Here is a 14,437-nt window from a genome sequence, read left to right on the forward strand (position 1 = left end):
TCGTCTGTGCCCCTTTCACCACCGTCACCCCGGCGTAGGCCGGGGTGACGGTAGAGACGGGTGGATGACAAGGGGGCAAGCTTGCTAAGCCAGCCCCTCGCGCCAAAGCGTCTGGCTCCGGCCGGGCCGAATAAATCAAATGTCGCCCCTTATCCCTTCCCTTCCAGCCGCAGCCGCAAGGCCAGCAGATCCTTCCAGGCTTCCCGCTTGGCGGCGGGGTTGCGCAGCAGATATGCCGGGTGCAGCATCGGCATGGACGGCACCGGCTTTGCCAAGCCGGGGCTGTGATAATCAAACCAGCGGCCGCGCAGGCGGGTAATGCCCTCCGTCCGGGAAAGCATGGCCTTGGCGCTGATGCCGCCGGCAAAGATCAGGATATCCGGGGACATCAGCTCAATATGCCGGGCCATGAAGGGCAGGCAGGCGGCGATTTCCCCGTCGGTGGGGCTGCGGTTGCCGGGCGGGCGCCAGGGCAGCATGTTGGTGATATAGACCGCTTTGGCAGGATCATCGGCCAGCCGGTCCAGCCCGATGGCGCCCAGCATCAGGTCCAGCAGCTTGCCGGCCGGGCCGACAAAGGGCAGGCCCTGGCGGTCTTCATTTTCCCCCGGCGCCTCCCCCACCAGCATGATGCGGGCCTGCCGGCTGCCCATGCCGAAGACCAGATGGGTGGCCGTCTTTTTCAGCGCGCAACCCTCGAACGCGGCCAGCGCCTCTTTCAACGCGTCCAGATCCTGGGCGGCGGATGCGGCAAGGCGGGCGGATTGCCCTGCCTCCGCCGCCCCCAAGGGGCCGGGATCACTGCCTTGTAGTGGGGTCTGGGTTGTTACCTGCGCATATTGTCGCGGGGGGGCCATACTGGCGGCGCCAGTCGGGCGTGGGGCGGCAGGGGGCGGGGCACCGGTTAACGTTACTGGCGCCACGTTTCGCGCCCGCGTCGACAGCGCGGACCAATCCATCGGCTCGTCGCCAATGGCCTCATCCACCCCGGCATCCAACTGGAATCGAAGGGCGGCGATGGTATCGAGCAAGGCATTCATGGTTTGACCCTACCACCGGCCTATGCTGTGTTACAGCCACGAAACGCCGGCCCATCGATCAAGGCCGGCAGTCAGCCAGCTTCCGGTCCCCCTCAGGCCCCGTCAGTGGGCCACGCCGGTTCGCTTGGCGACATCCAGCGTGGGAATGGGCAGGGAATGGAACGCGAATCGATGGAATATGATGTCGTGATCGTCGGTGCGGGGCCTTCGGGCCTCTCCGCCGCGATCCGGCTGAAGCAGCTTGCGGCTGAAAAGGGCCAGGAGGTCAGCGTCTGCGTGCTGGAAAAAGGCTCGGAGGTCGGTGCCCACATTCTGTCGGGCAATGTCATCGACCCCAAGGCCCTGACGGAGCTGATCCCCGACTGGCAGGAGAAGGGGGCGCCGCTGAACACCCCCGTCACCGACGACCGGTTCTATGTGCTGTCGGACAAGGGCGGCATCCGCGTGCCCAACTTCCTGCTGCCGCCGCTGATGCATAATGACGGCAATTACGCCATCAGCCTGGGCAACCTGTGCCGCTGGCTGGCGGGCCAGGCCGAAGAGCTGGGGGTAGAAATCTATCCCGGCTTCGCCGCCGCTGAGGTGCTGTATAATGAGGACGGCTCCGTCAAGGGTGTCGCCACCGGCGACATGGGCATCGGCAAGGATGGCGAGCATACGCACAACTATACGCCGGGCATGGAACTGCACGGCAAATACACCTTCTTTGCTGAAGGGGTGCGCGGCAATCTCTCCAAGCTGCTGATGGAGAAGTTCAATCTGCGGGCCGATTGCGATGTGCAGAAATACGGCATCGGCATCAAGGAACTCTGGCAGATCGACCCGGAAAAGCATCAACAGGGCCTGGTGATGCACACCCAGGGCTGGCCGCTGGACAGCAGCACCGCCGGCGGTTCCTGGATGTACCATCTGGAAGATAATCAGGTTTCCATCGGCTTCGTGGTCAACCTGGATTACAAGAACCCGCATCTGTCGCCGTTTGAGGAATTCCAGCGCTTCAAGCAGCACCCGTTCATCAAGAAGTATCTGGAAGGCGGCAAGCGCCTGTCCTATGGCGCGCGTGCCATCAATGAAGGCGGCTTGCAGTCCGTACCGGCGCTCAGCTTCCCCGGCGGGGCGCTGATCGGCTGTTCGGCGGGTTTCGTCAATGTGCCCCGCATCAAGGGCACCCATAATGCCATGAAGACCGGGATGCTGGCCGCCGAGGCCGCGTTTGAGCGGTTGGCGGCGGGTGCCGGGGCCGGCGACAAGCTGGATAATTACGAACGCGCCTGGAAGCAGAGCTGGGTCTATGAAGACCTTTACAAGGTGCGCAACGTCAAGCCGGGCCTGAAGGCCGGGCTGTTGCTGGGCAATCTGCATGGCGGCATCCAGATGTGGCTGCATGATCTGGGTCTGGGCAAGCTGCTGCCCTATACGCTGCATCATACGAAGGCCGATCATGAAAGCCTGGTGCCGGCCTCTACCGCGCGGAAGATCAAATATCCCAAGCCTGATGGGGTGATCAGCTTCGACCGGTTGTCCTCGGTGTTCATCTCCAACACCAATCACGAGGAAAATCAGCCGGCGCACCTGAAGCTGAAAGACCCGACGGTGCCGATCAGCCATAATCTGCCGCTCTATGACGAACCGGCGCAGCGTTACTGCCCGGCCGGCGTCTATGAGGTGGTGCGCGATGATGACGGCAACAATCCGCGCTTTGTGATCAACGCGCAGAACTGCGTGCACTGCAAGACCTGCGACATCAAGGATCCGACGCAGAATATCGTCTGGACCGTGCCGGAAGGCGGCGGGGGTCCGAACTATCCGAACATGTGATGTGCATCCGCTCCGCCGACGGCCAGACCGTCGGCGGTTTTTTTTAGGCTGAGGCGGTGACCGCCACCTCAGCCCGGCGCGGTGGCCGCCCGGTAGGCGCTAGGGGTCTGGCCGGTCAATTTCTTGAAGGCGGCATTGAAGGCTGACTTGCTGTTGAAGCCTGCATCCAGTGCCAGATCCAGCACGGGCCGCCCGGCCATGCCGGGATCGCTGAGCGCCTGTTTCACAGCCTCTACCCGGAAGCCATTGACATAATCGAAGAAGTTCACCTGCCGGCCCTCGTTCAGGGCCTGGGACAGGTCGTTGACGCTGGCACCGATATGGCGTGCCAGGACCGGCAGGGTCAGGCCGCTTTCCCGCCACAGCGCCCGCTGGCCCATGGCATGGTCAGCCTTGCCCAGCAGGCGGGCGATATCGTCCGGCGTCAGGGCGGATTTACGGTACTTGGCCACCGGGGCGGCCAGGAAGGCCATTACCTTCTCCCCCGCCTCCCGGGGCGGGGTAAAAACCTCCGGCCGACCCAGGGCCAGAATGGACAAGCCATAGATCACGACCAGATAGGCGACATTCGCCAGCAGCTCCACCACCTGTTCCAGCCCCAACAGGGTCAGCACCAGGGAGCAGACAAATACCGCCCACATGCCTAGAATCCCCCGTGTCAGCAGGGAAAGCCAGGCCAGCCGGGCGGCATCCAGCCCTGTGGCGGCGGCGGCGGCCTGCCGCGTGACCTGCACGGCCCGCCACAGGCACAGGCCAAGATGGCCGACCAGCAGCGGCAGGCACAGCATCACGCCGATCCCGCTGGCCAGCAGCAGCGGCGTAACTGTGACGTCGGCGGTTGCGGCACGATCCATCTCTGCCTTGGTCAGGAACAGCCAGGGCATGATCAGCAAGGCCATCAGCAGCACCGGCGCCCAGGTCCGGAGCGGCCGTTCCGGACACCTGCCGGGCAATGCCGTCTCGATATGGCGCAAGGCCAGCGGCCCCATCAGCGCGATCAAAACCACACTGACGGCCGTCATCGCCGGATAGTCCTCCACCCCGCTCAGGGTGCCAAAAATATCCAGCATGTTGTTCAGGGCGAAAACACCCAGCAGGGCTGCCAGCCAACGGTTCGTGCCGCTGCGTCTTTCCGGCCGCCCCAACAGGACGGGTAACAGGAACAGGGCCTGTGCAGCAATCAGCAGCGACAGGCCGGCATTGGCAATCTGGATTGGCTGCATGTCTCCCCCTTGCCGGCGGCAAGATAAGGGGTGGCTGTGAAGCCGTCAAATCATAGGGTGCGGGGCGTCCGGGCCTACAGGATCGGACGACGGCACACCCCGCCATGGCGCAGGAAATCCCGGTCGCCGGCCTCAGCGCAGCGCTGGGACGGCCATTCCCCACTGACCGAAGATCGAGATCATGACCTGCTGCAAGCCTGTCCATGCTTCCGCCAATTCTCTTCCTAACGTTCCGGTGACGCTGGCCTGTGGTGTCGCCCTGATGATGCTGGCATTGCCGGTCAGGGCGGCGGACATCTCCCCATCCCCCATCTCGGATGGGCAAGGGACGCCGAGGGCCGTGCTGATGGGCCGCCCGTCCCTTTCCGCGGCACCGCTGGCGGCGGTGCCGGTGGGGGTGAACCAGCGGGCGGCGCGGCGGAGTGATATTGGCGTGGATGTCGGACAATTGACGGCCGCCCTGGGGGCATCCGGGCTGGCGGGCAATGACGGAAGGCGCGCCGGATTTGGCCTGTTCGCCGATGGAGGGTGGCGACGGCGTGACGCCGGTACGCAAGGTGATCTGGCACGACAGACCGTCAAGGCGGCGGTGGCTGGCCTTACCTATGCCGACGGCGATGGCTGGCGGCTGGCGCTGGGTGCTGGACCCGTGGAAGGCAGCGCGCGGTTCCGGGCGGGCGGCGGCTTTGATCTCTCGGGGACGGCCGCCAGCCTGCAGGTGGCGAACACGATTGGTGCTTTACGGCTTTCCTCCCGCCTGGGACATGCCTGGTTCGATCTGGATGGCGTCTCCCGCACCGGCGCGGTGCCGGCCCCTCAGGGTGACGGCAAGGGTGAAAGCAACAGCTTCGCCTTCAAGGCCGCCTGGCACGCCGATCTGGACGCCCTGTTCCTGGAACCGGCCCTGGGCGTCGCCCTGGATGAGGTGCGGGTGAAATCCTATGCTGAAACCGCTGCCAGCGGCCCGGCGATCAAGATCGACCGGATGAAGCGCAGCGACTGGACGGCGGCGGCGGGACTGACGCTGGGGTTCCATCCGGTCGAGCTGGCACCCGGTCTGCGTCTTTCGGGCCAAATGGAGGCTGCCTATATCCGCAATCTGGACCGACCGGGCACCGCCACAAGGGCTTCCTTCATCGACAATGCGCCGCGCCCGCTGCAGCTGTTTGTCGGCGACGGCCCCCGTGACCGGCTGATGCTGGCACCCGAACTGTCGCTGGCCATCGGTGACAATGCCGTCTTGTCCGTGCGTTACAGCAGGCAACTCCGTGGGGATGAAGCGCATATGGTCAGCGCGGGGCTTTCCTGGCGGTTCTAAAGCGGATACCCGCTTCGGCGTGGCGCCTGCTGGTGGTGAGCGGCCCGGACCGGCGACGGTTCGGGCCTGTCAGCAGAGGGTGCCAATGGCGGGGGATCAGAACAGGTTCAACAGATCCTGTTGCGAGGGGCGCACCACCCCATCGGCCGCGTCGGCCGCCGTCATATCCACCAGACCAGCCCCAAGCCGGACATTGCGTGTCCAGCGCCGGGCGATATCCAGCTGGTGACGGGCGATTTCCACATCCTCCCGCTCCCGCCAGCTATTTTCCGCCCGGCGCAGGGCCGGACCGATGCCGCCGGTGATTTGGCAGCAGGTCTCCCGGTCGATCTTCATCCGGTCGATCTGGGTGATGAGTGTATTGAAGCTGCGCGCCATTTCGGCCCGCAGTGCCGATGCTCCCCCATCTGTTTCCAACGAGACCAGGGCGGAGCGTGTCAGGCCGTGCGCCTGTTCGATCAGATATTCGATGGCCGTTGCTCCGCGATCATCGCTGAATGCCCTGTTGGCGCCTGAAATCCCGCCGCTCCCGAAACAGTCCGCCACCGCAGACGATTTGCAGCAGGCAGTAACCGTGACCAGACACGCGCTCGGGGATGTTGTTCGTCAATCCTGAAGGGAAATGACAGAGAGTCATCAGCGGCTTTCCGCGTCGCCCCTCTGAAACTTCCCTGATCTGATAAACAGTTCATGCTGTGTGGCGGGCGGGGATATGTAACTTTGTCATGATGCTGCAACCGATATTCTTGAACTCGATGGCAGGCGGATAGCATCCGCCGTGCATAATAATGTGGCTCTTTTGCCGCTGTTATGTCCAGCAGTTTCCAATCGACGCCGTCTCGGCGACGACGCTTGACGCTTGTTTTCCACGCTAATACCAACCCGCCTAAAGGTTGACCTTTAGGCGGGTTGCAGGCCGGCGACCGCCGGCGCCAACATGCCAACGGCTTGGCATCACGCGGCACGGGCCGCGCGGCGCTGGTCGCAACTTGGTCTCAGTGATCCGACCCCTGCAGGATCTGGCGGCGCATCCCGGTTTCATAATCCAGGCCGGCGCGGGTTACGACCACGCTGACGGGGAAGCTGCCGACGATCAGGCCCTTGCGCTCCAGCACGGCCCACGGGGCCGGGTTGCGCAGGCCGGTGGCGTCCTGGGCGAAGACCAGCCAGGGGCCGAGATGGAAATGATTGCCATGGGCGGTGAAGGGCAGTTCCAGCACCTCAATCGCGCCATCGCCGATGGGGCGGGCAATATCCTCAAACTCCGCCAGGGCCTGGAACAGGGTCAGGGTCTTCAACTGCAAAGCATTCAGGTTCAGCGGGTTTTTCTTGGGCGTGGCCATGCGGGCAATCTCTGATAACGGATTGGAATTCTCTGCGACCGTTGAAGCCCGTTTATCCGCCATCGTCAAGCATCGCCATGTGGGGTAATAGAGAACATCCCCTGCCACACTTTGGTGCCCATGTTTCGACCGGTCATTCCCCTAGCACTTGTTCTGGCGCTGCTGAGCAGCCCTGCCCATGCCGACATGGCGCAGGGACGGGCGGCCTTTGCCGCTGGCAAATATGATCAGGCTTTCAAGGAATTCGTCAAAGCCGGCGACAAGGGTGACCTGACAGCACTTTATCTGGCTGGTGAGATGCAGTTGCAGGGGCGCGGCGCGCCCAAGGATGCCAAGGCGGCCTTGAAGTTGATGCGCCGCGCGGCCGAGGGTGGCCATGTGGCAGCGATGAGCGCCTTGGGTGCCATCTATGCCTATGGCCAGGATGTACCTGCCGATTATGAACAGGCCCTGCACTGGCTGCACCCGGCGGCAGAGGCTGACGATATGCACGCGCAGAATAACTTGGCCACGCTGCTCTATTTTGGTCTGGGCACGGAGAAGGATATTATCAGCGCGCTTTACTGGGCGCGGCGGGCGGCGGGGAAGAATCTGGTGGCTGCTGTGAAGCTGGCAGCTGAAATCGCCGCCCGGGCCACGCCGGAGCAGGCCTCTGCCGCCAACGCCATGCTGGCCTCCGGCCAGATGCCCAAATCGCCGAAGAGCGCCGCCCCCCTTGTTCGGGAAATGGCACCACCGCCAAAACCGCCGGAGCTGGCAGCAACAGAGGCCCCTGTCGCCGTGCAGGCACCGCCACCGCCGCCGCCGGCCGTGGCGGTGGCTCCGACGCCCGCGCCATTGCCCCCGCCACCCGCCGCCGGCCAGGATTGGGCGGTGCAGGTCGGTTCTCTGCCCAGCCGGGGTGAGGCAGAAAAACACTGGGCCGGTCTGTCCAGACGCCATGCCGACCTGCTGGCCGGCCGCACACCCCTGCTGCGGGACGCCGATGTGGCTGGCAAGGGCCGCTATACCCGCGTGTTGCTGGGTGGCTTTGACAAGGCGGGTGCGACGGCTTTCTGTGCCAAGCTGAAGGCGGCGGGGGCGGATTGCCTGACCCGCCGCCTGGGCGCGGATTGAAAGCGCATCACGCTGGCCGTGGCGGCATCCTGTCGGCCAGCATGATCAGGAAAAAGCCAAACAGCATCCCGCAGATCGCCCAGGTCTGCCACGCCCCATAGGCAAAGCACTGGGCGAAGATGCAGCTTGCATAAAGCGACAGCGCCACAGCGCGGGTATCGGCGCTGCGCAACCGCACCAGCAGCGGCAGCACCGACAGCATCAGCCAGCCGGTGAGCGCCGCACCGATCCAGCCCAGTTCCAACCGCACCTGCAGGAAAAAATTATGCGGATGCAGCGGCAGCTTCCGCCAACCCAGCGTGCCGATGAAGCCATCATTGCCGCCGGGGATGGCGCGGGAGCTGTCCAGCCCGAAGCCCTGCCAGGGTCGCTGGGGCAGATGCTCGGCGGCAAAGTTCCAGATCATGATGCGATGCTGGAAGCTTTCCGGCATCCAGTGGGCATGGGCCAGTCCGTTATTGAACATCCATTGCGCGATGGGGGCGCAGAAGATCAACCCGGCGACGATGGCGAGCCCCGTCAGCCCCGCCACCAGGCGCGGAAAGCGCCAGGCCAGCAGGATCAGCGGGATCATCGCCAACAGGGCAGCAGCGGCCGACTGGCTGGTGCTGACACCGACCAGCAGCAGCACCCCCACCATCCAGCCCAACCCCAGCCAGCCCTTGCCCAGTCGCCACAGCATCAACGCCATCGGCCCCGCCATGAAGGCGATCAGCAGGGCCGAGCGGTTGACCGGCCGCACCAGATCGACCGGCAGCTTGGGTTCGCTGAACAGGCGCTGGATCGGCTGATCGAACAGGATTTCTACGGCCAGCAGGGCAATGCCGACCAGCGCCGCCGGGATCAGCCAGCGGGCGATCCGGCGTGCCGTTTCCGCCGGCAGCATGGCCAGTGCCGGAAACAGCAGGAATCCGGGCAGAAATTCATAAAGGAAGGTCGCCGTCAGATCGCGCGCATCCTTGGGTGCCAGCGACCAGGACACGCTGACCCGGCCATAAAGGATGAAGGCCAGCAGCGGTAGCAGCAAAGCCCAGGGCAGGAGCGGCAAACGCCGTTCCCGCCAGAGCCATAGGCCCCCGCCGATAAAGGCCAGAATCAGATAGCCAGGGGCCGCCCCCAGGGCTGCCAAGGGCAGCAGCAGCCCCAGCATCAGCACACTGACAAACAGGATAAGAAGCCCGAAGGGGCCGAAGGCGGCTGCCGGCTGGGGAGCGCCTGGATGCTGCGTCATGGTCTGTTCCGCATCGCCTTTGACAGGAAGGAATGTGATGCGGCCCGCAAGGCACCAGGGCCACGTCGCCTTCATAAACGCGCCAGGGACCGAAACCAAGCATGGCGCATCTTGCCGCCCCCTGGAGCCCCCCCGCGTTTCGTCAAACCCAGATGGCTCCCGGTTGAGTCTGCCTGCGATCCGCCCTAGGCGGGAGGGGGGTGGCGTGACTATATGCTGTGGCAACCATTATCCGTTCCAACCGCTGCCGGTTTGCCGCCCATGTCCAGCACCGCCCCCTTGATCGCCTTGCCCGCCCGTACTGTGATCGCCGTCGGTGGCGACGACCGCGTCGCCTTCCTGCAGGGGCTGGTCAGCAATGATGTCAGCAAGCTGGCGCCCGGCCGCGCCATCTGGGCCGCCCTGCTGACGGCGCAGGGCAAGTTCCTGCATGAGTTTTTCATCATCGATGCGGGCGACCGGTTGCTGCTGGATTGCGAGGCGGCGCGCAAGGATGATCTGCTGCGCCGGCTGAAAATGTTCAAGCTGCGGTCCAAGGTGGAACTGACGGACCTGTCGGCGGAATTGGCCGTATTCGCCCGGCTGAGGCAGGCTGGTGAGGGGGGAGCGGCGGGATTGGCCTTTGCCGATCCGCGCCAGGCGGAGATGGGCAGCCGCCTGCTGCTGCCCATTGGTATCCAGGCGACGGGTGATTTTGCCGATTGGGACCGCGCCCGTATTGCCCTGGGCCTGCCCGATGGCAGCCGAGATCTGCTGGTGGAAAAATCCATCCTGCTGGAAAATGGCTTTGACGAGCTGCAGGGCGTGGCCTGGGACAAGGGCTGCTATGTCGGCCAGGAACTGACCGCACGCACCAAATATCGCGGGCTGGTGAAAAAGCGGCTGGTGCCGGTGGCCGTCACCGGCCCATTGCCCGAGCCGGGCAGCCTGATCCGGCGCGACGGGCAGGAGGTGGGGGAGATACGCAGCGGCCGGGACGGCATGGCGCTGGCCTTGCTGCGGCTGGAAGCCATCCGCGAAGGCGGGGCGCTGAGCTGCGGAGAGGCGTCTCTGGCCGTCCGTGCCCCGGCCTGGGCGGCCTTTGCCACCGCCTGATCCAAACCTGTTCACAAGAAAGGATGAACCCGCCACAAGAATTGGTTAGTCTCTGCGCCATCAACGCAATATCCGGGGCACGGGGGTCGGTATGATGGAGCGGGGCAGGGGATCGCGGCAATCGTCGCTGCGCGGCACCGCGACCGCTATCTCGCTGGGGGCCGTGCTGCTGGTTGGTGGGCTGACCGCCGGTGCCGTCTATGAGCTGGCACAATATTCCGTCGATGCGGCGGCTCTGGAAACACCGGGCGAGGCGCTGGCCAAGAACCGGCTGCTGGCCGATTTCCAGGCCCGCATGGGCTATGGTGGTTATCTGGGGGCCCTGGCGCAGTTTGCCGAAACCGGCAGTGCCGATGCCCGCACCGATATGCGCGCCAGCCTGGAAGCGGCCGATCAGGCCCTGCGTGGGTTGCAGGGCAAGCGGCTGACCCCGCAGGAACTGGAACTGGCGGCCGACCTGAAACGGCTGGTGGAGAGCGCCCGGCGCAGCCTGGATGCCGCCAATAGCGGCCCCACCGCCCTGGGCCAGACGACGCCCCTGATCCTGACCACCCGCTATGCCGCTCTGTCCGACCGGATCGAGGCGCGCGGGCGCGGCTTGCAGACGCTGGAACTGACCCGGCTGGGCGAAACGGCGCAGCGTGGCCTGTGGCTGGGCGTGGCGGCGGTGCTGGCCCTGGCGGGCGTGCTGGTCGCTTTCCTGATCCTGCTGGCGGTGCGGGTGCGGCGCCCCCTGCACGACCTGACCAATGCGGTGGATCAGGTGGCGCGTGGCGACTGGCGTTCCCCCATCTGGGGGCAGGAGCGGGGGGATGAGTTTGGCCAGTTGGCCCGCGCGCTGGATGGGTTCCGCAAACAGGCCCAGGAAATCCCCGATATTTCCGTGGCGACGGAAGATGGCCGCCTGCGCCTGAAATTCGAAGGGGAATATGCCGATCTGTTCGAGGCGCTGACGGCGCGGCTGCGCGGGGCCGGTGGTACCCTGGCCGTGCTGGGCCAGGATGTCGGCCGCATCGTCGGCGATACCAAGCATCAATTGACCGATACGCTGGGCCAGGTGAACCAGCTTTGCGCCGCCGCCGTGCGCACGGTGAGCGAGAGCAACCGCGAAATCCGCCAGGCAACGGAGATTCTGGCCCATGCCGTGGCCCAGGTGAAGGCGTTTGACGCCGATGCCGGCAGCGGCGGGCTGGATGCGGTGATTGAGGCAATGCGCAACCATGCCGATGCCCTGGCCGCCACCTTGAGCCGGACGGAAGAGGCGGTGAGCCAGACGCTGGACACCCTGTCCTTCACCGATGGCGACATGCGCCATGCCAGCGGGGAAGCGCGCGATGCCGCGCATACCCTGTCGCTGACCATGGCGGAAACCCAGGCCAGCCTGCTGTCGGCGGTGAAAATCCTGCGCGCGTCGGGCGATCTGCTGGCCAATACCGCCGACCAGACGGGCAGCCGCCTGCTACGCGCGGCCGAGGCCATGGAGGATGGTGAAAAGGCCATGGTGGCGGCCTTGGGCAGCGCCACCATGCGGCTGGATGACACCACCAGCCAGGCCAGTGCCCGGCTGGAGGATGCGGGGATGCAGATGACCCGCGCCGCCGACCTGCTGGATGACCGCTCTGCCGACATCGGTGCCCGCCTGGACAATGCCCTGGAATCGATGCAGGAGGCGCGCACCACCCTGCAACTGTCGGCGGAGATTGCCGAGCGCAAGATGGAGCCGCTGGCCGACGAGTTCACCGATATCCGCAACCGCTTCGGCGACATGATGGGCGATATCGGCGACCGGGCCGATGCCATGGCCCGCGCCGTGGAGGGGCTGCGCAAGACCAGCGACGATCTGAAGATGGAGTTTGAGCGCCGCCGGGTGGAACCGGGCCAGCACGAGGCCATTGCCGATCTGCTGACCCGCCTGCGTGGCAGCGCCACCCAGATTGCCGGCCGCGTGGGGGAGATCGGGGAGACAGCGCAGCGTCTGGCCCAGAGCCTGACCGGCGGGGTGGACGATGCCACCGCCCGCCTGCGCGATGTGGCGGGCGATCTGCGCGCCGAAACCCGTGCCCTGTCGGCCGAGGCCCATCAGGCCGCCACCGGCCTGACCCGTGCCGTCAGCCAGCAGGAACGCATGGTGGAAGACCTGAGGGCGCTGACGGCGGAACTGGATGCCCAGCGGGACAAGGATAATACGCCCCAGGCTTTGGTCGACCTGACCTCTGGCCTGCGCGCCGCCATCGATGCGGTCCATGCGCTGATCGCCAGTGCCGACAACCGGGAAAAGACTGCGGTGGAAACCGCCGTGGGGCTGGTGGCCGACCTGCGCCAGCGGATTGAGGCGGTGGAGGGCATGACTGGCGGCCTGCACGCGGCCAGCGACGCGCTGCACGCGCTCGCCGCCTCTGACAATGCCGGTCGTGAGCGGGAAAATGCCGACCTGCTGGCCATCGCCGAGGCGCTGAAGGCACGGCTGGACTCTATCGACCGGCTGGGCGACCGGCTGGATGGCACCACCGACAGCGTGCGTGGATTGCTGGACGAAACCCGCCAGCGGGAGCGCACCGACCTGTCCATCGTGTCGGAACTGACCCAGAACCTGCGCGAGCGTGTGCTGCGGCTGGATGGGCTGTCGGTGGATCTGTCGCGCGCCATCGACATGCTGCGCTCCTCCTCCCGCCAGAACGAGGCGAGCAGTGCCAATGCTGCGCGCGACCTTTCCGCCCGGCTGGCCCATATCGCCGATCAGTTGAAGGGGGCGGCCAGCGGCCTGTGACGAAAAAGGGGCTGAAATCGGCCCCTATTGGTCACAACACAGGCTTGGTCCGTTTATCTGCCGCTGCCGTTGTTCTCTACATGGATATGGCGAAGACGCCGTTCCACGAGAAAAATGGACAGAGGAATACGACCATGCGCAAGCAACTTATCGGCGCCGCTTCGGCCGTCGCTCTGCTTTGGTCCGGTGCCGCTTTCGCCCAGGCCCAAACCACGGGGACCGAGTCGGCACCCGCAGCGGATCGCACCGTGACTGACCCGATGGGTCACGACACGAAACACGACCAGAAGGCGGATGGCGTCAGGGGAACCCGCGCCTCTGCCGAGGCCCTGATGGGGCGCACGGTGATCGGCTCTGATGGCAAGAAGCTGGGTGAGGTGAAGGATGTCATCCTGGATGCCAATAGCGGCAGTGCCAAACAGGTGATCATCTCCAGCGGCGGCTTCCTGGGCATTGGCGAGAAGGATATCGCCGTCAAGTTCGAAGATGCCAAGGTATTGGCCGGGAACGAGAAGGTCCAGGTGAACAATCTGACCCAGGCCCAGGTCGAGCGGCTGGATGGCTACAAATATGACCGCGACACCGTGTCGTTGGGCCGTGGCGGTGCCCAGGTTACCCCGAATGCGGGTTCCGCCGGTCAGTAACCATCACTCCTCCTGATGCTGTTCTCCCGTGGTTAAACGGCGCCGGTGGTCCCTTCTGGGGCCGCCGGCGTCGCGCCATGTGTGCCCTACCGGCCCATCATGCGCTGAACCCGTCTTGCCGGATGGGGGGGATTTCGGTAGGAACCGGGTTCATGAAACAGCAACCTGTCAAGATCGCCCCCTCGATCCTGTCCGCCGACTTCGCCCGGCTGGGTGAAGAGGTGCGCGCCATCGACGCCGCCGGCGCCGATTATATCCACATTGATGTGATGGACGGGCATTTCGTGCCCAACATTACCATCGGACCCGGCGTGGTGAAGGCGCTGCGGCCGCATACGGCCAAGGTCTTCGACGTGCATCTGATGATCTCCCCGGTGGATCAATTCATCCAGGGATTCGCCGATGCCGGGGCCGATATCATCAGCTTCCACCCGGAAGCAGGGCCGCATCCGCACCGCACGGTGCAGCTGATCCGCTCGCTCGGTAAGAAGCCCGGCATTGTGCTGAACCCGCACACGCCGATTTCCATGGTGGATTACCTGCTGGGTGATATTGATCTGGTCCTGGTGATGTCGGTCAATCCAGGTTTCGGCGGGCAGAGCTTCATCGCGTCCCAATTGCCGAAGATTCAGGAACTGCGCCGCCGCATCAATGCCACCTCGGAAAGCCAGGGTGGCCGTGTGATCGATCTTGAGGTGGATGGCGGCGTCAATGTTGCCACCGCCCAGCAATGTATTGCAGCCGGTGCCGATGTGCTGGTCGCCGGCACGGCCACCTTTGTCGGTGGGCCCGATGCCTATGGGGCCAATATGCGCGCCTTGCGTGGCGAAGGCTGACCCGGC

13 protein-coding genes are annotated in these 14,437 nt (G+C 65.1%); 7 read left to right on the forward strand and 6 right to left on the reverse strand.

The features are described from left to right. Positions 1-149: 149 nt before the first annotated feature. Positions 150-1,040 carry a uracil-DNA glycosylase gene (locus tag GE253_RS10895; protein WP_153204160.1) on the reverse strand — a complete coding sequence of 297 codons (891 nt, stop codon included), beginning with the start codon at positions 1,038-1,040 and terminating at the stop codon, positions 150-152. A gap of 156 nt (positions 1,041-1,196) precedes the next feature. Here GE253_RS10895 and GE253_RS10900 point away from each other — a divergent pair, with 156 nt between their 5' ends. Further along, positions 1,197-2,858: an electron transfer flavoprotein-ubiquinone oxidoreductase gene (locus GE253_RS10900; protein WP_153204161.1), complete on the forward strand. Its 1,662-nt coding sequence runs from the start codon at positions 1,197-1,199 to the stop codon at positions 2,856-2,858. 68 nt (positions 2,859-2,926) lie between these two features. Here GE253_RS10900 and GE253_RS10905 read toward each other — a convergent pair whose 3' ends face one another. Together GE253_RS10905 and GE253_RS25815 are read right to left on the reverse strand one after the other, a co-directional pair. Next, positions 2,927-4,081, reverse strand: a complete 1,155-nt coding sequence (locus GE253_RS10905; RefSeq protein WP_153204162.1) for a helix-turn-helix transcriptional regulator — start codon at positions 4,079-4,081, stop codon at positions 2,927-2,929. Positions 4,082-4,213: 132 nt separating this feature from the next. Then, on the reverse strand, positions 4,214-4,378 hold the full coding sequence (locus GE253_RS25815) for a hypothetical protein (protein WP_173012592.1): 165 nt from the start codon (positions 4,376-4,378) through the stop codon (positions 4,214-4,216). Between the two features lie 49 nt (positions 4,379-4,427). On the opposite strand from GE253_RS25815, the gene GE253_RS10910 reads away from it, so the two are divergent. Then, the gene (locus tag GE253_RS10910) at positions 4,428-5,399 is read left to right on the forward strand and encodes an autotransporter outer membrane beta-barrel domain-containing protein (protein ID WP_173012593.1); all 972 of its coding nucleotides are present in this window, start codon (positions 4,428-4,430) and stop codon (positions 5,397-5,399) included. Between the two features lie 96 nt (positions 5,400-5,495). Here GE253_RS10910 and GE253_RS10915 read toward each other — a convergent pair whose 3' ends face one another. Then, positions 5,496-5,945 carry a hypothetical protein gene (locus tag GE253_RS10915; protein WP_153204164.1) on the reverse strand — a complete coding sequence of 150 codons (450 nt, stop codon included), beginning with the start codon at positions 5,943-5,945 and terminating at the stop codon, positions 5,496-5,498. A gap of 449 nt (positions 5,946-6,394) precedes the next feature. Then, complete coding sequence (locus GE253_RS10920) at positions 6,395-6,742, reverse strand: hypothetical protein (protein ID WP_089290071.1); 348 nt, start codon at positions 6,740-6,742, stop codon at positions 6,395-6,397. A gap of 120 nt (positions 6,743-6,862) precedes the next feature. Here GE253_RS10920 and GE253_RS10925 point away from each other — a divergent pair, with 120 nt between their 5' ends. Then, entirely contained in the window at positions 6,863-7,858 is a 996-nt protein-coding gene (locus tag GE253_RS10925) for an SPOR domain-containing protein (protein WP_153204165.1), read from the forward strand. Positions 7,859-7,865: 7 nt separating this feature from the next. Here GE253_RS10925 and GE253_RS10930 read toward each other — a convergent pair whose 3' ends face one another. Continuing rightward, the gene (locus GE253_RS10930) at positions 7,866-9,089 is read right to left on the reverse strand and encodes an O-antigen ligase family protein (RefSeq protein ID WP_173012594.1); all 1,224 of its coding nucleotides are present in this window, start codon (positions 9,087-9,089) and stop codon (positions 7,866-7,868) included. Positions 9,090-9,350: 261 nt separating this feature from the next. Between GE253_RS10930 and GE253_RS10935 the strand changes: the two genes are divergently transcribed. The 4 genes from GE253_RS10935 (at position 9,351) to rpe (ending at position 14,431) form a co-directional block, all read left to right on the forward strand. Then, positions 9,351-10,184, forward strand: a complete 834-nt coding sequence (locus GE253_RS10935; RefSeq protein ID WP_153204167.1) for a folate-binding protein YgfZ — start codon at positions 9,351-9,353, stop codon at positions 10,182-10,184. A 91-nt stretch (positions 10,185-10,275) separates the two neighbouring features. After that, positions 10,276-12,951, forward strand: a complete 2,676-nt coding sequence (locus GE253_RS10940) for a HAMP domain-containing protein (protein WP_153204168.1) — start codon at positions 10,276-10,278, stop codon at positions 12,949-12,951. A 134-nt stretch (positions 12,952-13,085) separates the two neighbouring features. Continuing rightward, positions 13,086-13,595, forward strand: a complete 510-nt coding sequence (locus GE253_RS10945) for a PRC-barrel domain-containing protein (RefSeq protein WP_173012595.1) — start codon at positions 13,086-13,088, stop codon at positions 13,593-13,595. Between the two features lie 152 nt (positions 13,596-13,747). Further along, on the forward strand, positions 13,748-14,431 hold the full coding sequence (rpe, locus tag GE253_RS10950; RefSeq protein WP_153204170.1) for a ribulose-phosphate 3-epimerase: 684 nt from the start codon (positions 13,748-13,750) through the stop codon (positions 14,429-14,431). Positions 14,432-14,437: the final 6 nt, after the last annotated feature.

The sequence above is a fragment of the Niveispirillum sp. SYP-B3756 genome (genome assembly GCF_009495745.1).
Classification (GTDB): Bacteria; Pseudomonadota; Alphaproteobacteria; order Azospirillales; family Azospirillaceae; genus Niveispirillum.